The organism is Saprospiraceae bacterium (genome assembly GCA_016714025.1).
In the GTDB taxonomy this organism is placed as follows: Bacteria; Bacteroidota; Bacteroidia; order Chitinophagales; family Saprospiraceae; genus Vicinibacter.
This window is the reverse complement of record JADJOB010000002.1, coordinates 669,307-694,094: the sequence shown is the minus strand read 5'-3', so window position 1 is coordinate 694,094 and position 24,788 is coordinate 669,307. Positions and strand designations below refer to the sequence as shown.

Annotated in this window: 16 protein-coding genes; 8 read left to right on the top strand and 8 right to left on the bottom strand. The window is 35.4% G+C overall.

Annotated features, from left to right (window positions below):
- Nucleotides 1-153 precede the first annotated feature (153 nt).
- Complete coding sequence (locus IPJ80_06120; protein ID MBK7913057.1) at nt 154-2,229, top strand: hypothetical protein; 2,076 nt, start codon at nt 154-156, stop codon at nt 2,227-2,229.
- 31 nt (nt 2,230-2,260) lie between these two features.
- Entirely contained in the window at nt 2,261-3,499 is a 1,239-nt protein-coding gene (locus IPJ80_06115) for a hypothetical protein (GenBank protein MBK7913056.1), read from the top strand.
- A gap of 87 nt (nt 3,500-3,586) precedes the next feature.
- Here IPJ80_06115 and IPJ80_06110 read toward each other — a convergent pair whose 3' ends face one another.
- Nucleotides 3,587-6,814, bottom strand: coding sequence for a hypothetical protein (locus IPJ80_06110; protein ID MBK7913055.1), 3,228 nt, complete (start codon nt 6,812-6,814; stop codon nt 3,587-3,589).
- On the opposite strand from IPJ80_06110, the gene IPJ80_06105 reads away from it, so the two are divergent.
- Nucleotides 6,809-7,444, top strand: a complete 636-nt coding sequence (locus IPJ80_06105) for an MBL fold metallo-hydrolase (protein ID MBK7913054.1) — start codon at nt 6,809-6,811, stop codon at nt 7,442-7,444. The genes IPJ80_06110 and IPJ80_06105 overlap by 6 nt on opposite strands.
- Nucleotides 7,445-7,915: 471 nt before the next feature.
- Here IPJ80_06105 and phaC read toward each other — a convergent pair whose 3' ends face one another.
- Entirely contained in the window at nt 7,916-8,968 is a 1,053-nt protein-coding gene (gene phaC, locus IPJ80_06100; protein MBK7913053.1) for a class III poly(R)-hydroxyalkanoic acid synthase subunit PhaC, read from the bottom strand.
- Between the two features lie 75 nt (nt 8,969-9,043).
- Complete coding sequence (locus IPJ80_06095; protein MBK7913052.1) at nt 9,044-10,483, bottom strand: hypothetical protein; 1,440 nt, start codon at nt 10,481-10,483, stop codon at nt 9,044-9,046.
- A gap of 98 nt (nt 10,484-10,581) precedes the next feature.
- Between IPJ80_06095 and IPJ80_06090 the strand changes: the two genes are divergently transcribed.
- Nucleotides 10,582-10,992, top strand: coding sequence for a MaoC family dehydratase (locus IPJ80_06090; GenBank protein ID MBK7913051.1), 411 nt, complete (start codon nt 10,582-10,584; stop codon nt 10,990-10,992).
- 533 nt (nt 10,993-11,525) lie between these two features.
- Here IPJ80_06090 and IPJ80_06085 read toward each other — a convergent pair.
- Together IPJ80_06085 and IPJ80_06080 are read right to left on the bottom strand one after the other, a co-directional pair.
- Complete coding sequence (locus IPJ80_06085; GenBank protein ID MBK7913050.1) at nt 11,526-14,129, bottom strand: fibronectin type III domain-containing protein; 2,604 nt, start codon at nt 14,127-14,129, stop codon at nt 11,526-11,528.
- 299 nt (nt 14,130-14,428) lie between these two features.
- A complete protein-coding gene (locus IPJ80_06080; protein MBK7913049.1) occupies nt 14,429-14,650 on the bottom strand; it encodes a hypothetical protein in 222 nt (73 codons plus the stop codon).
- A gap of 105 nt (nt 14,651-14,755) precedes the next feature.
- Between IPJ80_06080 and IPJ80_06075 the strand changes: the two genes are divergently transcribed.
- The 4 genes from IPJ80_06075 (at nt 14,756) to IPJ80_06060 (ending at nt 17,545) form a co-directional block, all read left to right on the top strand.
- On the top strand, nt 14,756-14,995 hold the full coding sequence (locus tag IPJ80_06075; GenBank protein ID MBK7913048.1) for a (4Fe-4S)-binding protein: 240 nt from the start codon (nt 14,756-14,758) through the stop codon (nt 14,993-14,995).
- Between the two features lie 18 nt (nt 14,996-15,013).
- Nucleotides 15,014-15,526 (top strand): DinB family protein, encoded by a 513-nt coding sequence (locus IPJ80_06070; protein ID MBK7913047.1) that lies wholly within the window; start codon nt 15,014-15,016, stop codon nt 15,524-15,526.
- Nucleotides 15,527-15,688: 162 nt separating this feature from the next.
- Complete coding sequence (locus IPJ80_06065; protein ID MBK7913046.1) at nt 15,689-16,252, top strand: GNAT family N-acetyltransferase; 564 nt, start codon at nt 15,689-15,691, stop codon at nt 16,250-16,252.
- A 51-nt stretch (nt 16,253-16,303) separates the two neighbouring features.
- Nucleotides 16,304-17,545 (top strand): MFS transporter, encoded by a 1,242-nt coding sequence (locus IPJ80_06060; protein MBK7913045.1) that lies wholly within the window; start codon nt 16,304-16,306, stop codon nt 17,543-17,545.
- A 111-nt stretch (nt 17,546-17,656) separates the two neighbouring features.
- Here the strand turns inward: IPJ80_06060 and IPJ80_06055 are convergent, their stop codons facing one another.
- The 3 genes from IPJ80_06055 to IPJ80_06045 are packed head-to-tail and all read right to left on the bottom strand — an operon-like array spanning nt 17,657 to nt 24,787.
- Nucleotides 17,657-18,241 (bottom strand): HD domain-containing protein, encoded by a 585-nt coding sequence (locus IPJ80_06055; protein MBK7913044.1) that lies wholly within the window; start codon nt 18,239-18,241, stop codon nt 17,657-17,659.
- Between the two features lie 58 nt (nt 18,242-18,299).
- Nucleotides 18,300-19,607, bottom strand: a complete 1,308-nt coding sequence (locus tag IPJ80_06050; GenBank protein ID MBK7913043.1) for a DUF2236 domain-containing protein — start codon at nt 19,605-19,607, stop codon at nt 18,300-18,302.
- Between the two features lie 23 nt (nt 19,608-19,630).
- Nucleotides 19,631-24,787 carry an AAA family ATPase gene (locus IPJ80_06045; protein MBK7913042.1) on the bottom strand — a complete coding sequence of 1,719 codons (5,157 nt, stop codon included), beginning with the start codon at nt 24,785-24,787 and terminating at the stop codon, nt 19,631-19,633.
- Between the last annotated feature and the right edge of the window lies 1 nt (nt 24,788).

Here is a 24,788-nt window from a genome sequence, read left to right as displayed (position 1 = left end):
CGTTAATTTTCTGCTGCTTGTTACCTTCTACGTAAAATTAATTGCAGCGAATCTTGTTTGATCATGCCATTTTAACCTGTTTAAAGCGATGATTTAAACTGGATATTTTGAAATATCGCCTATCAAATTTACCTTTATACAAATGATGTTTCTATGGACTGTGGAAAACGGAATACCCTTTTTTTGCTTTTAACGTGTTTATTGATAATTGGGTCTTGTAAACTACAAGAGCCCACCTGGGATACTCAATTATTGACCCCTTTGGTTAAATCCAGTTTGACCATTCATAATCTGTTGGATTCCGATTTATATAAAACGGACAGCAGTCATTTGGTAAATTTGGTTTTTTCTAAGAGTTTGTATGATTTATCCATTGACTCTTTAGTTAATTTTACGGATACCAGCGCCCGGAAAACCTTTAAAATAGACTCTCTTTCGTTGTATAGTACTTCTGTTGAGTATCCTATAACCTTAGGAGCTATTGCAAGAAATGCTGGATCTACCGGACAGTTGATTTTATTTTTGCAAGGCAGTACCCAGGTAATTCCAGCGATCCCGTCGATCAGTTCTGGAGCTATTAATATCAGTGCAGACACTTTATTTACCACCATGTCACTTAGAGATGGAAAGCTTGATGTGCGATTATTTAATGGGTTGCCCATCGATATTACAGATGTTAAATTTGAACTGAAGAATGAGCAAAAAGGAGATGTCGTTGTATTCGGGACCTTTCCATTAATAGCTGTAAATTCAGAAGTAAGCCAGACTTTTGATTTGGCAGGCAAGACTGTGGAAGGGAAATTAATTGCGCAATTAATCAGCTTGTCTTCTCCGGGCAGTAAAGGAGTGCCCGTATTAATAGATACGGCGAATTCAATAAAAGCTACTTTAAAAGTCTATGATTTACATCCTATAACGGCCACAGCTATTTGGCCGAAACAAAATCTGATCAACTCGGCATATTATTTTCGGTTGAAAAATCTTCCTGTTGAGCTTAAAGAGACTCGAATTAAATCCGGAAAGGCGCGAATAATTCTTTACAGCACCTTACAGGATTCTGTTCGCTTTTCCTATAGTTTGCCGGGAGCCATTAAAAACGGAATTCCCTTAAAAGCTTATAAAGTGCTTGATCCTGCGCCACCGGGAGGCAGTTCGCGGTTTGAACGGGATGAGGATTTAAGTGGTTATACCTGGGACCTTTCTGGTCAAAATCAAGATTCATTTAATTTGGCATTTAATGAAGTTATCGGTTCAGTTGATAGCACCGGTGTGATGAAGACATTTTCTGTAGAAGACAGTATTTACATTGAATTGGGTTTTATAGATCTACGACCTGAATATGCAAGAGGTTATCTTAGAGATACCACCTTATTAGCAGGGCCAAGTTTGATTGATTTAGATTTTTTTAATCGTATAAAATCCGGGAAATTACTTTTGGATCAGGCAAAATTGTCCATTGATTTTGAAAACAAAGTTGGAGTTGATTTAGAATTTAAATTGAATGAATTTAATTCGATTAACAATAAGACAAAAGAAGTTATCGCATTAAATTCATCTGAGATTAACAAACCAATTTTTATTCCCAGAGCAACAGATCAAAATGGCCAATTACCAATTAATGCAACGTATACCAATATAAAATTGGATGAAAACAATTCCAATCTGACAAATTTTATTAATAATCTTCCGGATCAGATTTCATATGCCTTACAATTAAAAGCAAACCCATTGGGAAATGTCAGTAATCATAAAGATTTTATTTATGAGGATGAATTTATGAATTTAAATATGAATCTGGAATTGCCCCTGATATTGCAATCACAGGGTTTGACAATTTGTGATACATTGGAAATGGATTTGACGAAAGGGGATTTAAGTGGAATTCAAAGCGGCAATCTGCATACGTTTTTTAATAACGGATTTCCATTTGAATTAAAGGCACAGTTATTTGTTTTGGATCAAAACAATGTAATCATTGATACATTATTGGACGGTAGTAATAAAATTTTAGCCGCAAGCAATATTTTACCTGGCTCAAATTACAATCCGCAGCTCAGTCGAATTGACATTCCAGTTGATAAGCAATCAATTGATCGATTGTTAAATTCTGGAAAATTACTTTTAATTGCTGTCTTGGATACTCAGCCAACGGGTCAGAGTGCCCGCATTTATGACACTGGAAAGTTAGATTTCCAAATGACAGCTGATTTTATATATAAAGTAGATTAATAGCCTTTTCAGTTTTAAACAACAATACTAAATGAAATTAATTAATATAGTCTGGACGCTAATAATTTGTATTAACACCGTTTCAGCGCAATGGAAGCCTCGTGATTATTTTATACAAGATTACAAAGAGAAGGATAAAATAGTTAGTGTAAACGTAGATAATCATTTTGCATCCAATACGATTGTTTCTTCATTCGCCTGGAATTATTTAAGGGGAAATTATATAAGTGAAGCGGAAAAGAATGAGTGCATAGCTAATTTTAATAGTGAGCAAATCCGGGTTGGTGAACGATTTAATTCAGGATTTTCCATTTATAAGAAGTTAGGTAACGGACCTTATTTTTTTGGTTTGGAATTTTCAGAGAATATTTTTTATGAGACACGGGTTCACAATGATTTATTTAGTTTGTTGTTTAAAGGGAATAAAAGCTTTGAAGGTAAAGCAGCCAGTTTAAGTCCCTTAGATATTAGGTTGTTTCATTATTCAGCATTTAAGGTGGGGATGAGCAAACAAACAGATCGATTTTCTTTTTATTGCAAACTAGCTTATTTAGGAAGTAAAAACTATTTGGATTTAAAAAGTACGAACGGTTTGCTTTACACGGAGCAGGATGGAAGATCAGTCGATATCACTTTAAATTTAGTTTCTTTGGATGCTTCTGCAGGCCAAGGAGGTTTTTTAAAGTTTGCAGGATCCGGCATTCAGACTGAATTTGGATTTGATTATAAATTTTCGAAACGTTTTGGATTCTATTTTGGTTTGGATAATCTTGGATATTTGAAATGGAAGGGACAATTAAAAGAACGAATTGTAGATACATCCTATGTTTTTGAAGGGGTCGTTATTTCAGGTATTCTGGATTCGTTTTCTTTGGATATAAAAGATGCAGAAGATTTGAGAAGCAGATTTATTCATGAGAAAACAGGATTGTCAAAGCGTGTTAATTTACCGGTGCTATTCAATTTTGGAATTTATCATGAGTTGGTTCCTGGATTTTTAGATCTAGGTCTTAAGTATCAATACATTCAATCTGACTATGCTGATGCATTGTGGTCAGGATTGGTTGATATAAAATTCAGTCCTAAGTTGATATTAGGAGCAGAAATTTCATATGGTGGTTATGGTAAATTTAATGGAGGGGTAAAAGCTGGATTGAATTTATTTAATCACCTTTTTGCTGAGGCTTATTTTAGTTCGCTGAATAGCCTCGTAACGAGTAAAGAACCATATACTTTTATTGGTGGAGCGGCAGTACGTCTGGCTTTCTAATTTGTACTTTCTTACTGTGTAGATATCTTAAGAGGAATGCAAGTGCAGTTTTTATAGTTACTATTAGTTGATAATCAGAATAGCATTTTAAAAATCCAAGCCAAGAGAAAAACTGTAACGCGCTTTACTTTTTTTGGCATCATTTATTTTCCAGCTTTGATCAAAGCGAATGTAATATCCAAACAAAGAAGTTCTTAATCCATAACCAGTTCCAGCAATATAGGGTTTTCGGGTATATTGTAAATCGATGATGACTGCCGGGTTTTCTGCATGATAATCCAAAGTAGAATTATTTTTAAAATCTGGTAGCAAACCATCCCAAACGAAAGCTGCATCCAGAAATGGAATGAGTTGAAAATTTCTTAAAATACTATTTTTCCAATTTTGATTTAAGATATATTGAAGAAATGGGATTCTAAGTTCGGAGCTAAATCCACAAACGGAGCCTGCTTTCAATGCACCGTATCCATAAGATCTTACTTCAGTTGCTAATGCTGAATAGACATACGTTCCACTAGTTTGTAGGGCATTTTGTTCTTCGTATTTTGCGAGTATCCAATTTTCTGTACCGCCAACATGATATAGAATTTTTTCTTTACCAAAAGAAATATTAGAATAAAGTCTGTTGGAGAAAACGGATTTTTTTAATACGGGCAAGTGGTATCTGATGTCAAATCCAGTAAGCCACAATGCACCCGTATAAAATTTGGTTTTATCTTGAGCATTCAGAGAAAATCTTTTTGAAAACTCCAGGAAGAATTTTGCCTGCCATCCGTTTCTTATATTTAAGGAGACATCAATCGCGTTATCGTAAACATATTCAAGGCGTGTGCCAATTCGTTGTTGATATTGATCAATGCTGTCTTCTAAGGTTGCAGGATTTGTTGATAGGTATTGGGTATGATCGTTTCTGATCGTTGTGATTGCTTTCAAAGCATTGTAATGGTCAAAGGGAAATTTTAATTGGTGATTTAACAATACTGTATTTGTTTGTTTTTTAATATTAGAGCCAAATCCGTTACCGGAAAGATCTGTATTGGTTTTATAATAGAATGCATAGCTTTGGTCCATTCGCTTGATTCTATTTTCAAAAAGTACATAAGATTCAATGCCATTGAAATTAGTAGGAATTCTAATTCCCCCTTCGAATGAATGATTTTCGAATATTTCAGAAATTTTTGCTTTTAATAGAATTCCAATTGTGGGCGGTTCATAATTGGCTGAGGATCCGCTAAACGTATTTAGTCCTGAAAAGAGAACTTCATTATTTACCGTAGAACTCAATTCTTCTATGGTAAATCGTTTGCGATATGCAATGGCAAGATTTGAATTGAAATCTATTATGTTTGGATATTTATCTGATAAAATAGTTTGAATGGTTCTTTTACCAGGATTTGTTACCGTAAGTTTTTTTGTATAAAATTCAGATAAAATATTTTTAATGCTTGGTGGATCTCCAAATTTTGACTGGAATGTAATCGGTGATTGATTGTTTTCTATCAGAGTATCTTTGGATTTATCAAGACTATTTTTTTTAGTTATGATTTCATCGCTTGAGTAAGCATTCAATTGAATTTCAGCCGTTGGAATTATTTTAAATGCGTATTGAGAAGGTTTTATAGGAATTATTAAAACCGTTTTTTCTGCATCTAAAGTATATACGAATTCTACCGATTCATTGAAGTTAATGTTATAAAGTTTGTTTTCTTTAAATAAAAACCAATTGGATTCAAGTCCATGTTTTGCTTTAATGATAAGATCTGAATTAAACTCTTGCCAATATTCAATTGAATAGTTTGGCAAATCAAGGACCTTATTTATTTGTGCTTTATCTGGACCTTGACTTAAATCAATTTCAAATAATTTAAAATTGTCTAGTGGAAGAATGCTATCTACTTTTTTTACAAGGACATTGGAGTCAGGCCGGTTTGAGCAAAAGTATATTTTATTTGATTTATTTGTTTTGTTTACGCACAGATCATCCCAAATGTCATCCGTAATTTTTTTGTATTGTCTGGTTTTTAAATTGAAAATGAAAATATCAGAATAACCTGAATTATTAGCTGAAAGTAAAAGTTCGTTTTTATTTAAAACACTGGCTTTATAAATACGTTGGATGTCTTCTGGAAACTTGAGGTCCGTTTTATTTTTTGTTTTTGGATCTACGATTCGTACATACACGCGATTTCTTTTTTCAAAAAAGTAAAATTCTCTCAAATCTTCATTTGATTTCGCATACAGCGGATAATTATAATCTGATTGATATAATTTTGACCGGCTCCCCTTTTTAAATTGACATGTTTTGTTCTTTGTGATCAAATCGTATGATAAAAGGCGTGTCTTACCATTTTGTTGAGTAGCAAGGATGACTTGATTTTCAGTATCGAAGAGTGAAATAATTTTTTCTTCAGGATGCAATTTAAAATTTGCAGTTTGTTTAATATCATCGGTATTTTTACCTGCGCTGCTATTTTTGTAATAGTTATACCATTCCATTTGGAGATCTGAAAAACTTTGAGAGAAAACAGCCTGAGCAGCTTCACCCAATTCTTTTTGGATCCGGGTCATGTACAACCAGTTTGAAATGGATTGTTCGCCATACGTATTCGTAAGAAAATGCCAAAAGGATTTTCCAGCCAATTCTGGATATTTAGATGAAAATTTTTTAAAATTTCGTTGTTTCCATTTTTCTGATAATTCTAATTGATCTTTAGCAGACCATCCTTCAGCAAGATATTCAATCAATCCTTTTTCAAACCATTCAGGTAATTTCAATGAAATCACTTTTTGAACGACTTCCTGCAAAGCCGTTCCGGAGAACATGGAGTTGAAATAAATTTGCACAATACCACTACGTAGATCTTTTTTTAGTTGTTGATGATTACCGGTAAAGTAGAGTAATATTTTTTGATCCTTTATTTTAGGGGAAGAATTCCAATTTTTTTCATTTAATATGCCGGTTAAATCAATATTAGACTGCGCATGATCGGATGCATCTGCATATAAAACAATCTCAATTTTATCTTTTAAATGGTATTCAAATAATTTTTGGACATAGTTATTTTCTGATTCAGCAATTTCTATAATGAATTGTGCGGGGTTTCTGGATTTACCATACCAGTAATACACAAAGTTGTTTGTTTCATAAATCCACCAGTCGTATTGATCTTCATTGTATTGGACTTTATTTTTGCCAAATACTTCAGCCGCATTCTGGGATTTCGAAATTGCGCTGAACACTATCATTCCCAGAATCGTTAATACTATTTTACAACTGACATTCATTACTGATGCAAAATACTTAGTTCGATGCATATAAAATCCTTCTGCTTTAATCCATTTTCTGAAAACACGTATATTTTATATAACGATGCTTTGGAAGGAATCGTTATAGATCCCGGGTGTTCAAATGCAGGGGAGCGACAGGAGTTAAAGCGTTTTATTAGTGATACTGGGATTACTCTGAAGAGACTTTTACTTACCCATGCACACATAGATCATATTTTAGGACTCTCATTCATTTTTGAGCAATATGGATTGTTGGCCGAAATGCATTCTGGTGAGCTGCCCGTGCTGGAGTCTGCAGAGATTGTAGCAAAAATGTATGGCGTTCCGTATGAAAAAGCACAGCATTCATCAGTTTATTTAGTTGATAATCAAATCATTACACTGGGTAATGCAAATCTTAGCTGTATTTTGGCTCCGGGCCACAGTCCGGCGAGTTTGTGCTTTTACAATGGGGAGAAGAACTTTGTGATTGGGGGTGATGTTTTGTTTGAAGGGAGTATAGGGAGAACAGACCTGCCAGGAGGTAATTACGATACACTAATTAATAGTATCAAAACCAGATTGTATCCCTTAGGAAATCAGGTTATGGTATATCCAGGCCACGGGGGAGCAACAACCATTGGCCAAGAGAAACTGACAAACCCCTTTTTAAATTAATGCCTGGCAAAATGTTCCACGTGGAACATTTTTGGAAAATAGTTGATAGTTGTTGGTTGATAGGTGTTAGTAGGAACTTGAGTGGTTCTTTGCGTCACTGTGAGCAATAAAATAGTTGATAGTTGGTGGTTGATAGGTGTTAGTAGGAACTTGAGTGGTTCTTTGCGACTCTGCGCCTTTGCGTGCAATAAAATAGTTGATAGTTGTTGGTTGATAGGTGTTAGTAGGAACCTAAGTGGTTCTTTGCGTCTCTGTGAGCAATAAACTAGTTGATAGTTGGTGGTTGATAGGTGTTAGTAGGAACTTGAGTGGTTCTTTGCGTCTCTGTGAGCAATGAAATAGTTGATAGTTATAGGTTGAAAGATGTTAGCAGGAACCTGGGTAGTCCTATGCGGCTTCGCCTCAATGCGAGAGCATATTTCATCAGATTTTAAGACTGTAGGCCAATTTACCTAACAGCAGGAAGCATTTTTAGGATCGTTCGATCACCCATTTTGCAACACTGGGAGCCAGTTCTTTTTGTGACTTTGCCCCAACAAATACCCCGATATGTCCACCTGGAAATGCATAAAGCTGCTTGTCGGTACTTCCAATATGATCCATTACTGCCTTTGTTGATTCATTTGGGATGATATTGTCTTCGGTGGCATAGATATTCAAGAAGGGAACGGTCATTTTTTTAAGGTCTACCTTTTTACCATCCAACTCGAAATTACCATTAATCAATTTATTATCACGGAAAAGGTCCTTGATGTATTTGCGGTACATTTCACCAGAAAGGTCAGGGCAATCATTTTTCCATTTTTCCATGCGGAGGTAATTCATTAATTTGTCCTTATCGCCCATCATGTCCATGACTCCAAAAAATTTAGATAATTCCATGCTGGGTTTTAACATACTGAATGCACTGTTTAGCATTTCGGCACTGATCAAGCCATTTGAATCTACCATAGTGTCCACATCAACATATTTGGTCCACTTATACAGCATGTTGCAATTTGCATCCCTGAAATCATAAGGAGCTACATAAGTACTCAATGTTTGAAGTTTTTCCGGATGAATTGCAGCATAAATCATACTGAATAATCCGCCCTGGCAAATTCCCATTTTATGGATTTTAGGTACTTTATGACGCTTGCGGATAAAATCAATGGCATCATTTAAATAGCCCAAAATATAATCCTCCATAGTTAAGTAGCGGTCAGCGCGAGTAGGATATCCCCAATCCATAATATAGATATCCAATCCTTCTTCCATTAGTTTTCTAATCAAGGAGCGATCTGGCTGTAAATCCAATACATCGTGACGATTCATAATGGCAAATGAAACGAGTACCGGAATTTTACATTTAGCAGGAGATTCCCGGATGTAATGATAGAGTTTAACCTTATCGCATTCCCATACGAGTTCTTTTGGGGCGGTACCCACTTCAACGGTTTCAATATCTTTTAAGGTGTCGTAACCTTTTTGAATTTTGCCGCTTACTGAAAGAAGCTCATCATAAATCGCACTTGAATTGATCATGTTTTTAAATTAGTTTGCAAAAATAAAAAAGCCCGGATGAATGGCCGGGCTTTTTTCAAATTCATTGTGAATCTCTTATTTTTTCTTGGAAACAGGTTTTGCTTCTTCTGTTGATTCAGCACCCATTGCGCGTTCCAAATTTCTATACATTTTTTTCAAATCATAAATGTTTTTATATACTTCATCCATTTCAGTACGGGTTGCTACCGGAAGATTTACAAAAAACATTTTTTCCATTTGCTTATCCATTTCCATTTTAATTTTTGACTGAAGGCTACTAACCTCGGTCATCAATTTACTGTATTCGTCACTATTAAATAAGCTGCTGAATTTTTCATCACCTTTCATTAACCAGTCCTGGTAAACTTTAACGATGCTGTCAAAACTTTCTCCTTTTTCTATTTTCTGTGCAACACCTACAGCAACATCTTCCATTACTTTCATACCGTGTTGGTACATCATGTATTGCAGTTCATTATTCTTAATGTTGAATTGCATCATTTGGTCATAAATTTCATTCCAAACTTTTGCATTTTTAACATTGCTGTTTTCTTCAACCAATTTAGATAATGGAGATACCGCTTCAGTCATTGCATTTCTCCAGTTCACATACATATCCATCATTTGATTAAATGGATTTGTATTTGCAAACGGATTTGAATTCAAACCAGTTTTGAAACCTTGATAATTTTTTAAACCAGCTTCACTCATTTGTTTCATGTAAGAAACGAAATTGTGATTCATTTGGTCAAATGCTTTGCGGGAATCTTCTGGCATAAAGCTGAAGAATTTATCGATAAACTCTTTATATTTTTCAGGACTTAAATTTTGTTTGAATACATCCAAATTGAAACTCTTTTCCTGAATGCTTTTAAACATTGGAAGCCACATTTCATAGAATTTATTCAAGCTATCTGCCATGTGATTCATTCCTTTATAAGAATCAGCTGCAGTGATATTTGAAATACCTTTCCACCAATCACCATTTCCACTGTTCATCAAATCCATGTATTGTTTAACATATTGTCCCCATTGATGAACGCCATCATTCATTTTACCTTGAAAATTCATGAAGTTGTTTTGATTCATCATATGATTCCATGGGTTTGTTTGCATATTGGACTGTGCTTGAGTCATCCAATTTTGCCATGTATTCATCCAATCAGTCGGGTTGGTACTAAAACCATTTGACGAAATAGGATTTGTTGAAAACATGTTTTTAGCCCAGTTCGTTTGGTTTTCAAACCATTGTTCGAAATAATTCTTTGCAAACTCAGTGTTTTTGTTCATTTCGTTTGTGCTTTCTGAAATCGTTTCAGTTGTTTTATTAATAAAGCTAGCCTGATTTTGTAAATTCGTCTTGAATAAGTTATTGCCTTTGTCCAATGTCTCATTTACAAATGGGATGTCTTTGGTTAATTTTTTGGTTGCTTCAACGGCCTGATCTACCAATTTTGTTTGGTTCTCAACCATTAAATCTACCATGTTTTTTGAATTGTTTCCGTTAGTTGCCATGATACTTTAATTTTATTTTTTAGAATTCTTATTATTGCACTGCAAATTTACTACAACAGCCAAGGGCGACTGTAAAGAATATATTAATAAACGTTAAAATGCTACAAATAGGAGATCAATTCAGCCATATTTTCCGATATACACAGGAAGATGTTAATTTATATGCAAAAGTTTCAGGAGATGTAAATCCTTTGCATATTGATCCGGAAGCAGGAAAAGCCAGCATTTTTGGCAGAAATATTATCCACGGATTTTTAGGTGGATCTGTTTTTACTAAAATATTTGGTGCACTTTGGAAAGCTGACGGACATGTTTATCTGAAACAAAGCATGCAATGGTTAAAACCCATGTTTGTTGAAACAGATTACGAAGCGGTAATTACAGTTAAAGAAGTATTTCCGGAAAAAAACCGCGTCTTATATGATTGCGCAATTTTTGATAAATCAACCGGAGAGCAGTGTTTCACAGGCGAAGCATTGTTGATGAATAAAAAGCAGTATGTTTGGTAGAGGTCGTTTTTAGGAGTTTAGTCTGTAGAGAAGAAGTCTTTAGGGAAATGTTGCAATGCTTCAATGTTGCAATTCTGCAATGCTGAAATCCTATAATTGAATTCTGCTGTAATTAATTTTTAGAAAGAAATTTGAATGGACAAGGCAGTTACCGAAGGCGTCCCGCCGAGGTAGGACTGGATGACTTTTGAAGGATAAGTGCTTGAAAGAAGTTTAGTCTGTAGAGAAGAAGTCTTTAGGGAAATTCTGCAATACTGCAATGTTGCAATTCTGCAATCATGTAATTGATTAATGCTATAAATAATTTTTAGAAATAGATTTGAATGGACAAGGCAGTTACCGAAGGCGTCCCGCCGAGGTTAGACTGGTTATAATACGAAGGATATATGTAAGAAAGGAGTTTTAGTCTTTAGAAAATAAGTCTAAAGGGAAATGGTACAATGCGATTATTGATTTTTAAAAAAAAAAAATCTGTTCGTTTGGGACGAACAGATTTTCAGAAATGAGATAAAAAAATCCCTGTTTAAATCTGATTATTCAAGTTTCATCATCTTGCGATAATAGCTTTCATTGGATGATTTTATTTGAATGAGATAGGTTGATGGAACTAAATTTCCAGTTTCAATTTTAAATGTATTGCGGCCTTGAACAGCATCCATGGACTCTTCTTTAATTAAACGTCCAAGAGGATCAAGTATTAAATATTGAACTTTCTGATCCACATTAGCATTAAATTCCAAATTGAAATTGTTTGAAAATGGATTTGGATACAAAGAAATTTCATCGATTACATTTTGTGTATTGTTTGGATTTACTAAAGTACCTGCTGCTTTGATATTTACAGAATAATCTTCCACTTCACCATACGCAAAGGTTTGACAATAACTGGCGTAACCACCATATTTTACAGAAACACGCATACGCACTTTTGCAGTAGCGGCTCCACTTGGAATGGTTATGTTTGAACTTAGTAAATTCAAGCTTTTGTTAGCTACTGACACCACTTGCTCGCCGGCATCAGCAAACGAATTGTTGTTGTTAAAATCAATCCAAACTCTCCAATACAAGGTCCCGGAACCACCTGTTGATCCAGCTTGATAATTAATGGTGTATGTAGAACTTTTACTTACATCTGTAACTAATGCCGTTGCATCATAGTAACCACCATCTTTACCTGAATTTCGATCAATGCTTCCTAAGTTTACACGTTTTACCCATTCGTAATTTGAATTATTACCTCGTGAAGTACAATATCCACTGCTTGCTTGTGTCACAAAAGTTACGGTGTTGCTGAATGCACTGGTTGATCCGGCACAAACAGTTTGAACACGTACATCATAACTTGTAGCTGGAGACATACCTGTCAAGCTTACACTGGTACTGGTAAAGTTTGATTGACTCCAGGTTGGACTGGATGTCAATTTATATTGAAAATTGTAGGACAAAGCACCGGAAACTGCGTTCCAGGATACGGTTGCAGTTGTTTGTGTAATATTGGTAACGGCTAAACCAGTAGGAGTTCCACAGCCAGAACTGCTGGTGGTGAAATTTACTGTTGAACTGTAATTAGATGAACCAGAAGAGCAGGTAGCTTTTACTCTCGTATTGTAAAGTGTGTTTGCTGTTAAACCAGTCATGTTGTAGCTGGTGTTACTGGTATTTGCAGTGGTCCAGGTGGTACCAGCGTTAGTTTTATACTCAAACGTATAAGACGTTGCACCGGAAACGGCGTTCCAATTTCCTGTAGCAGTTGTTTGTGTAATATTGGTAATATTTAATCCGGTTGGAGCATTACAGCCACCTCCGCCACAACTGGTTCCAAGGCAGGTTGCCGCTGCAACTTCTGCACGGATTTTATTTCCAGGTTGTGTACCAAATCCATTATTGAAATTGATACCATAACCGGTTAAATGGCAATAACTCATAATGGTTCCGCCGTTTGTTGGGGCGGGTCCTTTTGAACAACCTCCTTCAGGCGTATAACAATTATCCAATGCTCCACCGGTCCATCCACACCAGTGCGTGTGATTTGAACCAAGATTGTGACCCATTTCGTGAGTCATAACTTCTACAGTCCAACTATACGTTGGTACATTTGAATATGAAGCGTAAATATTGCTATAAGCATATTTATAAGAAGAACATAAAACATCCAACCAGGCAATTCCTCCAATGTTACTGCCACCTAAAGCAGCAAGATGTGCGATGTCTCCATTAAATGTTGTACGTGCATTTCTAAATTGTGTCAATGCGGTATAAGAATCCGTTTTACTATAACCATCCTGACTGGTCCAAACAAACACTTCAGAAATTGCAGTATTGATGCTTTCATTGGCATACAATGTTGCCAGATTATTAAATACAGCCGAAATCCAGTTTACAGTTTCTGTTTTGCTGCTTCCTTTATTTACATATAAAGCATAATCACATTCAACATATACTCTAACACAATCGCCTGCAGCTTGAATTCCTCTTTGTTCGATGGGTTTTACCACAGTATTTGCATCATCTGTCAAACATTCATAATTAAAAGACTGCTTGATATCGCGATCATAAAACAATATCATTTGACCTGGAGTGTCTTTATTTGGTTGAATTACCAAATTGCCATAATCATCCGAAATACTTCCAATGATTTGGTTTTCAAAAATACTAATGGATGCCATGGTTCCTTCTTCACGACCCTGAATGATCCCGCGATAATAAACACCTTCTTTATAATTGTATGGCAACTTTTGCTGATCTGATGTAAAAACATGAAATCCCTCAGCCAATATATTGACACGTACAAGGTCTAGTTTGATAATTTCTTGAGAATTGGTTGGGATTACCAGCGTAAGTTGTTCAGGTCTATTTAAAAGTAATTTTTGCGTTTCTGTTTGAAGAACATCCAATAGCTGGTACTTACCATCCAGACTGGTTTTAAAATGAGTTTCCGAGCTTTGGCTCAGGCGAAGGGGTTGCGTATTTTGGAATACCCCGACGGAATTGCGGGCTTCAGTTACCTGAAGGGCCACTTTAGAGTATTTACTTAAGTCCTTAAACTGGACTTTTAATTCAGGAACTTGCTGCGCGAGTAGTTCGAAACTGAATACAAGGCATAACAATGCCCAAAAATGGTTTTTTACGAGATGCATTAGCTGTATATTTAAAGATGTATTAATCTGTTCCTAAAAACGGGACGGATATGTGCGGGAAGAATAAGGCAAAAATACGAGTACTTTTTGAATTGTCAATCAGGGTAAACCCTGATTTTTATCAGGGTTTACCCTGATTTTTTGTTAATTTTTGTCCTTTTTTAATATTTTATAATTAATATATGTAAAAGTATATCATTCAATAAGCTGTATAAATATCTGCGATCATATACTTATCCACGCTATGTATAAAACTTAGACTATCTATACTAAGTATAAACAGATATCTATAATATGTTTTACTGGGGGCATTTCCCGGCTTTAAATTCATATATTCCAGAACATTGTGCTGAACATGCATTAGGATACGTTTTTAGATTGCAACCACAAACAGGATTATAATCCATGGTACAGATGCAATCTGCTTTAATTTGTTCTTTACATTGTGGAGCATTTTTGCTGCACGAACTAAATATGCAAAAAATTAATAAACCGCTTAATATATTTGATATGTTTTTCAAACTGAAATTTAAATATCAAAATCATTTAACGCAGAAATTGTTTCAAAATTTTATTTTTTAAAATTAAAAAGTAAAATGAATTCATTCCAATAGTTCAATTCAGAAATGGAGAAAAAACTTGAATACAGCAACAATGAAATTACTATAATTTGGAAACCGGATTTATGCATTCATTCCGGAATTTGTGTACGCATGTTACCCGCCGTATACCATCCAAAAGAAAGGCCTTGGATTATTGCATCCAATGCAAATGCCGATGCGCTTGTCAATCAAATTAAATGTTGTCCAAGTGGTGCATTGAGTTATCGTTTGAAAACTGTGCAAGAAGACAATGAATCTATCTAATATTAAAATAAGTAAAAAATGCAAAGACCAAATCCAAACGAACACAGAGACTATTTTTTAAGATACATTCAATTGGTTCCGGAAGGAGACATCATTCAATTAAGCAGAGCAAATACGGAGAAGACTTACAATCAATTTAAAACATATCAGGGGGATCATGAGAATTTCCGGTATGCTCCTGAAAAATGGACCGTAAAGGAAATGTTATTGCATATTATTGATACCGAGCGGGTGATGGGATACCGCGCTCTTGTAGCGGCACGGAGAGATTCAAAGTCCCCATTACCCAGCGTTGATGAAAATTTATATGCGGCGAATGCGGACGTAAGTTCAAGAAGCCTTGAAAATATTTTGGAAGAATTTAAAGCCGTTCGCGAAAGCAATTTGAAGTTATTTGAAACGATTTCGGAAGATTGCAGCAAGTTTATTGCGGATGGTCCGGTATCTGCCAGGGCAATTGCTTATATTTTATTAGGACACACCATGCATCATTTAGGAATTTTGAAGGAGCGATATAAATTAACAGAATAGATGCATTTGAAGTAAACCGTATTGCAGAAAGCAAATGAGTTCACCAATGCAGCTAACTTAATAAGCCAGATCTTTTTATTATTCATTTGTAGATTCTTTAAATACCCAATCAACAATTAAACTAAGCGAAAAATCTTTGAATCGTTCATTCAACCTGCCATCATGCTCGAGTTAAATTTTTATCCATTTCCTGAATTAGAATCTGCACGATTGCGCTTCAGAAGAATTTTAAAAAGGGATGCTGCAGCAATTCATGCACTGCGATCTGATCCTTTGGTTATGAAATACATAGACAGACCATTTACAACAAGTGAAAAAGACGGATTGGAGCTGATAAAAAAAATAGATGATAGTTTACTGCTCAACGAAGGCATTTCCTGGGGAATTACGATAAAGCCGGAAGACGAAATTATCGGGACGATTGGATTTTGGCGTATAGATACAGCAAACCACCGAGGTGAAATTGGTTATATGCTTTCACCAAAATACCAAAAGCAGGGTATTATGAAAGAGACATTTCAGACCATTATCCCTTATGGTTTCGATGGACTCAAATTGCACAGCATCGAGGCAAATGTCAATCCTGAAAACATTGCTTCTAAAACTTTATTGGAGCATCATGGATTTATTCAAGAAGCTTATTTCAGAGAAAATTATTTTTATAATGGACAGTTTCTAGATAGTTTAATATATTGTCTCTTGAAGGAAGATTTTCCAAGCTTATAAATTTTTAGTTTTAAAGGGTGAACAAATTTTATAAAAACAAATCTATACGTAATGCAGCATCAAAAAAGTAAATTAAGAAGTATCCTGTTCAATATTCCGGTATTGGTAGCTGCTTTGGGTTATTTTGTTGATATATACGACTTGCAATTATTTAATATCATTGGAAAAGAGTCATTGGAAAAAGGTTTGGGCTTATCTCCGGAAGATGTCATACGCTATGATTATATTTTATTTTTATGGCAAATGGGAGGCATGTTACTTGGTGGTGTAGTGTTTGGAATTTTGGGAGATAAGATTGGTCGCAAATCAATTTTATTTTCTTCCATTTTGATTTATTCGTTAGCAAATATTGCAAATGCGTATGTAACCGATATTCACCAATACCAATTTGTACGATTGATCGCGGGGTTTGGATTGAGTGGTGAATTAGGAGCGGCTATTACTTTAATTTCAGAGATCATCGACAAGGAAAACAGAGGTTGGGGCACCATGATCGTTGTTTCGGCAGGCGCATTAGGAGCGGTTGCAGGAAATTTGGTAGCGAAACAATGGGATTGGCAAATTTCTTATATTGTAGGAGGAGTTTTAGGTTTGGTTTTATTGGTTTTCAGAATTGGTACTTTTGAAAGTGGATTGTTTGAAAAGCTTCGGGACGAAAAGTATATCAAGAAGGGTAATTTTTTAATGTTGTTTCAAAAGCGAGCTATTTTCTTTAAATATCTGGCATGTATTTTAATAGGCCTGCCGGTTTGGTTTGTAATTGGAATATTGGTAAAGTTTTCCGCTAAATTTGCTGCAACCATGCAAGTTGCGGATCCAATTTCAACAGGGGATGCAATCATGTATTCCTATATTGGATTGTCTATTGGTGATTTTATTTCCGGGTGGTTGAGTCAGGTTTGGCGAAGCAGGCGAAAGGTTATTTTTACTTATTTATTCCTTACATTTATTTTAATGCTAATTTATTTAAATGTGCGGGGAATCAGTTCGCAACAATTTTATTTTTTAAGTTTTATGCTAGGGATTGCTACCGGATTTTGGGCACTTTTTGTAAGCGTAGCGTCAGAGCAATTTGGCACCAATATCCGAGCTACAGTTACGACAACGGTACCAAATTTTGTAAGAGGGGCAGTAATTCCCATTACACTATCGTTTAACTATTTAATGGGTCAATACAATATATCGTTTGCAAGCTGGGTTGTAGGACTTACTTGTTTGCTATTAAGTGCCTTATCGACCTGGTATCTTAAAGAGAGTTTTGCAAAGGATCTCAATTATTATGAGACCACTTAGATTTTAGTTATCTACAAATGAATCGAATGTCGATTTGATTTTATATTAGAACTAAACCAGTTGAAAGAACAAGTTTATGAAGGCGACAATTTGTGATACATGTAGCAAATATCAAGCAATATTCCACTTGGTTTTAAGCTCCTGTAAAAATTTCTGTTTTAAAGGTTCTCTGTTTTTAATTGCAAAGTCTGTATGGTAGTGGTGATTGGTTAGAAAGCGAATTTGAAGTGCATCCCATTCCTTTTCATTTGCAATAACTTTATACGCTATAAATTCTTTGAAAAGCGTTTCCCCTGTTTTATAAAAGTTTTTAGTACCCAGGTAATCTAAATCTGCATCGCAAATTATTTTCTCCAATATATTTTTAGGTTTTTGAGGAATCTGAGTGGCTAATATCATGCGTTCAATTTTAGCAAGGTCAGTTTTGGAATATCCGAATGCTGGTAAAATTTCTTTTGAATATCGTACAGATGCTTCTTCATGGCCATTGTAAGTCCACATAATACCAATATCGTGGATGAGGGCAGCGGTGCGTAGTAAATAGGCATCCTCCGCAGAAATATGCAAACGCTTGATATATTGATTGCAAACATCCAACACTTCCATGGTATGATGTAAACCATGGTATGTCAGATTTTTTGGCAAGTCTGATTTGAGTTTAGCCGTCAGATAATTTTTTAATTTACTGATGTTCATTTAGATATTGCTTTACTCATGTAGAATAAGTCGTTTTATTTGTGTGCGATGTATATATTTATAAATCTTTTGGATTGATATCCATTTCATAAGATCCCAGATCCCATTCTTTATAGAGTTCGTCTGACATAAAGAATTTTTTACCTGGCACTAATGTATCGACACCGGAGTTAGGAGAAGTTGGATTCTGTAAATCCTTTTTTGACAATTCTACCAGGATGATTTTAGTTATTGATTCTAATAAGTTGGTTTTTGGATACCGGCTTAAATGTTCTTCAAGGTTAAATCGTTTGGCCAGGAAATAATTTATTATTCGGGTAAACCATCCTCCTTTAATCGAACTGTTGTTATGATTGAAAATCCATTGCCAGATTTTGAGTGAGGTTAAAAAATGAACGATGGCATCAAAAATCCGATCAAATATTGTTGGTTTATGCATGCCAAGTGATTTCCAACTCCTTTTATCGTCTAAAAAATAAATGGTTAGATCTTCTAAGCGCTCTAATGAAATATTAGTTCTTAGCAATTCATTCATGCTTTCGAGCAAGGCCTTAGTCAGGATGGGTCCATCAGGGTTTTCAGCAGCGGATTGACGTTTAAGGATGGTTTTAAATTGGTCCATGCCATCTTCCATGTTGTTGGAATACAATTCAGGACTAATTCCCATGCTTTGACCGATGCGTTGCCAGGTTATAAAAATGGCATTGCGCTCTTCGTTAGTAAGATGCACACCCATTTGATCCAGTCCATCAATCATTGCTAACGAGAACAAGTGATTTGTCAAACACAAATCTTCCTGGTTAATAGGAACACCTAATTCCATGTTCCATTTTTTATCAGGCCGTGAGTCATTTAACAGAGCCATACGCATGCCCGCATGCATTAAGCGTACTCTTTGTATAGATTCTAAACCTGGATTTCCGGATTGGTACCAATTTGCATTATTGACAGCAAATACAAATTGCGCTGTTTCCATTACGCGTCGTGCCGCATAATTTACCAACAGTTTGGTGCTTTCTAAAACATGTCCTGGTTTTGGACACATATAACCGGTTGGCAAAGCTTTAAAAAACAATAAGCCACAAAACCGAAAGCCATAATTATTAAATAGTTTGGCAGAAATTCGAAATGCTTCAATTTCTTCAGGACTCACTTTAACATTTTCCGTTTCCTGAAAATAATCAAGAAGTGGTTTGACATTTTTTAAGTTATTTACATGGTGATTTCGACTGATAATTCTTAATTCTTCAAGTATTTCCTTGCTGTTGCGATTTTCCCATAACAATTTTGCTGCCCGGTCTGCCAGGGGATCGCCTTGATGACGCATCCTGTCCAGTAATTCATCGGTCCATTTAGAAGTTGCCATATTTATTCTTTTGAAATTGAATACTAATATTTAGAATTATCAACAAAGTACATATCTAATTCATCCTTGTATTTTACTTTAATTTTTCCACGATGGGTGCATTCAAATTGATTTTTAACCAGTTCGTAAGTAGTGGATGAAATATTTATTTTTCCGGGTTCACCCACACTTTGCATTCTGGATGCCGTGTTGACAGAATCTCCCCAGATATCGTAAGCAAATTTATAAAGACCTACAACACCCGCCACAACAGGACCAGTATGGAGTCCGATCCGAATTTGACAGTAGGGTAAATTTTGAAGTTCCCTTTGTTGGTTATATTCATTTACAAATTCTAGAATTTCAATGGCTGCTTTTATTGCATTTGCAGCATGTTCTTCATTGAAACGCGGCAAACCACTTACACACATGTAAGCATCTCCCATCGTTTTGATTTTTTCAATTTTATATTTTTCAATGATTTTATCGAAGCCTTTATAATGATGATCCACAATTTCAACAATTTCTTCCGGAGTCAATTTTTCAGACATCATGGTAAATTTTTCAAAATCAGTAAACATGATGGTTACGCTTTCATGACGACGGGGTTTAGATTTTCCATTGTTTTTTAATTCGGCAACAATTTCATCAGGCAAAATATTTAGTATGAGAGACTCACTTTTTTGCTTTTCATCTTCGAGCAGCACTTTTTGTTTTTCAATAGTAGAAGTACGCTCTAATACTTTTTGTTCCAAATTTTGATATAACTGTGCATTTTCAATGGAAACCGCAATTTGACCGCTGAGTAAATTTAAAATTTCCATGCGATTTCGGGTAAATGCATGGGTACTGGCAGCATTATCCAAATATAGAATTGCCGTCATTTCCCCTTTACTCATAATTGGAAAACATAAAACGGACTTTGATTTTAAATGAATGAGATCCTTATCACTTGAATAAAGTGGATCTTGCCTTACATCATCAATGGTAATGGGAGTCCGTGTGTTGTGTACTTTTCGAACTATAGCATGTGAAACATCCCGGACTTCGTCTAGTGGAATTGACTTAATGAGGCACACATTGTTGTTTTCCAGTTTGCTATTCGCATCCTGAAATATTTTATTTTCTCTTGGACGCAGCAGATACCCATTTTGTGCGCCTGCATTTTCAATTACAATCAGCAATAGTTTTTCCAATAATTTTTCAAGCACCACTTCTTCAGAAAGAGATGCTGCCGCTCTTAAAACACTTTGCAGGTCAAGTGAACTCGAGCTGATAGGTTTTTTAGCTGCATCCTTTGCAGCAGTTTTGGCTTCAAGAAACGAATATCTTCTTTGAAGTGAATGTACTTTTGCCAGTGCACCCCAATCCTGATATTCCAAAACTGCAAAATTTAAATTTCGCTCTGCTAATTCTGTTTCTTTTTCTCGTTCATACATTGCCGCTATCCGCTCATATATAAGAGCGGTCATGTATTTCATGCCGGCATTCTGAGAAGACACCAAGGCTTTATTGAAATTTTGTTTTGCCTCTGTTTTATTATTATTGAGTAATTGTGACTCAGCCAGGGCAAGTAAATATTTTGATTCGTAATTAAAAGGAGATTCGTGAGCCCAAACTTCAAGTAATTTAAACGACTGTTTAAATGCTTTTAATTGGGCTTTGCTTAAGGGATGCCCTTCTAATTGAATGGCTAAAGATGATAAACAATTTATAATAAAATGTTCAGGCCATTCCGGAAGACCCAAGACAGCTGGCAAATGAGGAACTGATCGTTCTGTGTAGGCCAATGCTTGCTTGTAATCAGCTAAAATATAATAGTAAAATGATTTTGCAATTGTATAATTTACCAGCGTCAGTGGAATATTTTTTTCCATGAGCAATTGCTCATAAAAGGCATCCTGTGCTTTATCATCAACATAATCGCCAAAAACGGATTTAGTGGCTGGTTTTTGAAGCAAGTCTGTTGTTATTCGCATCCAGGCCATCATTTGGTGCAACGAAATCAGCGATTGAATTTTGTTGGCGAATTGCATATAGCCAAGCATTTTTTCATAGACACTGTCTAATGACTCGCCCATTAAAAATTGCGCTCGATTTAAGAAGGTGATGGCATAACCGGCATAGATGATATCATTGGATTCAACTCCGACCTGATGTGCTTCACGCAAATTTTGCAGATATTTTGAAAAGGGCAATTGCCAATGGGCTACACAACCTTCGGAAATGACCAATACTTTGGATCGCAAAGTTTTATCATTGAATTTTTCATTCAAAGTCATCCCTAGTTTCGCAAAGTCGTAACCAGCTTTATAATCTTTCAATTGCGCGCTGATGACATAACCATAAAATGCAAAGGCTAATGAAGATTCAACTGAATTGCCATATCGGATGGAAAGATTTACCATCCGCAAAATTTTAAAGGCCAATAAATTTTGTCGTTGTAATAAATATACGGGACCCCATAGGTTCATGAGAATTTTCATCATCATGATTTTTTCAGGAGATTCCATATTTTTATTAAACAATAAGTCAGAAGTAGATTTATTGCGCAATAAAAACTTTACAGTAAGCAATTCCTTCATTACTGTAAGCGGACCTGCATTAAGTGGCAGGTGCATTCCCAATAATTTTAATCCTTGCTGTGCTGCTTCTAAAGCTTTTTCATGGCGTTGTGTGTTTTCATAGAGCGCCATTTTTCTACAAAGAATATCAGCTTGATTTAATTTAGAATCAGAATTAATCAAGGCTTTATTAAACAATTCCTCTGAAGCAAAGTAATTTCCTAATAAATACTCGCTTTCGGACCGACCGATCAATAAATTTTTAAACAATTCAGAATTTTGGTTATCATCCATTAATTCCATGCCGATGGCATAGTGATTTAATGCAGGTCGAATGGCATTATTACGGAATGCCTTTTTAGCAGCCCTTAAATTTAAACCGGCAAGTTCCTGAATTTCATTTTTGGATACAATAAGATCCCGGCCAATATTTATGTGATTGATAACATCAAAGAGATTTTCTTCAAATTCTTCTTCAGGCATTTTCACTAAGAGCGTACGACCGATCCGAAGGTGTGTTGCATGTTTTTCAGATTCAGGAATCATTGCATAAGCAGCTTGTTGAATCCTGTCATGCTGAAATCGAAATGAGAAATTTGTTTTGGAATTTTCAGCTAATTCAAAATCCTTCCACAACTGGTTGCTGTGATATTTTCTCCACTGTCCAACCGGATTAATAAAGTCTGCTTCAACAATTTCCCAAAGCAATTCTGCAACTTCATTTTCTTTTTTATCAGAAATTATTACCAGGGTATCAAAATCAAAGGAATTGCCTATAGAAGCTGCAAGACAAATAACATCCTGAGCTGGTTCGCTTAATTTTTTAAGTTTAGTAAGAATTAAGTCAACAACGTATTCTGTTATATCAAGAGATTGGATTGATTTCAAATCCCAAAGCCAGGTTCGGATGTTGCGATCGTAGTAGATTCTTTTTTCATCTACCATTTTTTCCATAAACTGTCGGATGAAAAATGGATTTCCCCGGGTTTTACTTAGAATGGCTTTTGATAACTCCTCTGTAATTTTTGTATTTAAATGCAATGAATCTGCAATTAAATTATTCACATCAAATGGTGAAAGATCTGTCAAATGCAAAGTGATAATTTGCTTTTTGAAATCTTTTTCCAGAATTTTTAAGGTCATCATTAATGGATGTGATTCATCCACTTCATTGTCACGGTAAGCACCAATTACCAGGATATTTTTCAGCGAACTATTTAAGATATGCTGAATAAGTTCTAAGGATCCGGAATCAGCCCATTGCAAATCATCTATAAAAAGAGCCAGGGTCCGATTTTCGTTTTCAAGAATATTTAAAAATTGAACGAAGGCATTGTAAAAACGTTTTTTACCTTCAGCATGACTAATTTCATAAATTGCTTCCTGATTTTCAACCAGAATTCCCAATTCAGGAATCACTCCCAGCAATAAGCCCACGTGATCTCCCAAACTTTCTTTAATTGCATTTCTCCACAAGGCGATTTGTTCGTCTTGTTCAGAAAGTAATTGCTGGATAAAGCCATTGAAGGCCATTCCAAAAGCGCTGTAAGGAGTTTCACGATTAAACTGGTCAAACTTTCCATTGATAAAATATCCGTTTGATTCAAGAACCGGTTTGCGTATTTCATTAATCAATCGCGTTTTGCCAATTCCGGAATAACCAGAAACTAAAAATAATTCAAGATTATTTTCTTTGATATGGTCCCAGGCAGAAATCAATTGTTTTAGTTCTTGATTTCTTCCATACATTTTTTCGGAGAGACTGAAAATACTGGATTGATCTTTTTCACCAAGACCAAAAGGTTTTATACTTCCATGCAATTGCCAATCCTGGATACAATGTTCAAGATCTTCCAAAATGCCCTCTTCGCTTTGATAACGATCTTCTGCATTTTTGGACATTAATTTCATGACGACGTCATTTATCGGACCCGGGATGCTTTGTTGAATTACTTTTGGTTCAACCGGATTTTTAGCAATGTGCGCATGAATTAATTCCAGACTGTCGGTGTAATTGAAGGGTTTTCGCCAGCATAAAAGTTGATAGAGGATAACGCCTAAAGAATAAAAATCGGAACGATAATCAACGGTACGCCCTATGCGTCCGGTTTGTTCAGGGGCAACGTGCCAAAGCGGACCGTAATAATTAAACTCCGAATTGTATTCGATGCGCTCGCGACTTAATTTACTGCAAGACCCCATGCAACAAATTCTCATTTCCTGACTTTCAGGTGAAATGAGTATATTCTCAATCGTAAATTCCTTTACAATTATTTTTTTATTGTGTAATTCTTTTAAAAGTGAAGTAATCCGTATTGCGAGTTGGAGAAATAATGGAATGCTAAATTCTTTATTCGTCAAATAATTTTCCAAGGGGATCCCATCAAAATATTCTTTGTAAATGATAAATCCAGAATCTGAACGAACCATTTCAATTGCTTTCAAAGCAGAGCTTGAACTCAATTCATGAGCCAGTTCGTAGTCGTTTTTAAGATAGACCATATCATCTAAAGAAGGGATCGCTTCTTTTAAAACCTGGGCATAGACTTTAAGCTCAGATCCAGGTGGTTTGAATTCATAAAATTTGCAATTATATGTTTCGAATTTGGGATTGCTTGGTAAACTAAACGATGCCATG

Coding starts and splice junctions, on each gene's coding strand:
- IPJ80_06120 (MBK7913057.1), top strand. CDS start 154: ATGGACTGTGGAAAACGGAATACCCTTTTTTTGCTTTTAACGTGTTTA.
- IPJ80_06115 (MBK7913056.1), top strand. CDS start 2,261: ATGAAATTAATTAATATAGTCTGGACGCTAATAATTTGTATTAACACC.
- IPJ80_06105 (MBK7913054.1), top strand. CDS start 6,809: ATGCATATAAAATCCTTCTGCTTTAATCCATTTTCTGAAAACACGTAT.
- IPJ80_06110 (MBK7913055.1), bottom strand. CDS start 6,814: ATGCATCGAACTAAGTATTTTGCATCAGTAATGAATGTCAGTTGTAAA.
- phaC (MBK7913053.1), bottom strand. CDS start 8,968: ATGATCAATTCAAGTGCGATTTATGATGAGCTTCTTTCAGTAAGCGGC.
- IPJ80_06095 (MBK7913052.1), bottom strand. CDS start 10,483: ATGGCAACTAACGGAAACAATTCAAAAAACATGGTAGATTTAATGGTT.
- IPJ80_06090 (MBK7913051.1), top strand. CDS start 10,582: ATGCTACAAATAGGAGATCAATTCAGCCATATTTTCCGATATACACAG.
- IPJ80_06085 (MBK7913050.1), bottom strand. CDS start 14,129: ATGCATCTCGTAAAAAACCATTTTTGGGCATTGTTATGCCTTGTATTC.
- IPJ80_06075 (MBK7913048.1), top strand. CDS start 14,756: ATGGAGAAAAAACTTGAATACAGCAACAATGAAATTACTATAATTTGG.
- IPJ80_06070 (MBK7913047.1), top strand. CDS start 15,014: ATGCAAAGACCAAATCCAAACGAACACAGAGACTATTTTTTAAGATAC.
- IPJ80_06065 (MBK7913046.1), top strand. CDS start 15,689: ATGCTCGAGTTAAATTTTTATCCATTTCCTGAATTAGAATCTGCACGA.
- IPJ80_06060 (MBK7913045.1), top strand. CDS start 16,304: ATGCAGCATCAAAAAAGTAAATTAAGAAGTATCCTGTTCAATATTCCG.
- IPJ80_06055 (MBK7913044.1), bottom strand. CDS start 18,241: ATGAACATCAGTAAATTAAAAAATTATCTGACGGCTAAACTCAAATCA.
- IPJ80_06050 (MBK7913043.1), bottom strand. CDS start 19,607: ATGGCAACTTCTAAATGGACCGATGAATTACTGGACAGGATGCGTCAT.
- IPJ80_06045 (MBK7913042.1), bottom strand. CDS start 24,787: ATGGCATCGTTTAGTTTACCAAGCAATCCCAAATTCGAAACATATAAT.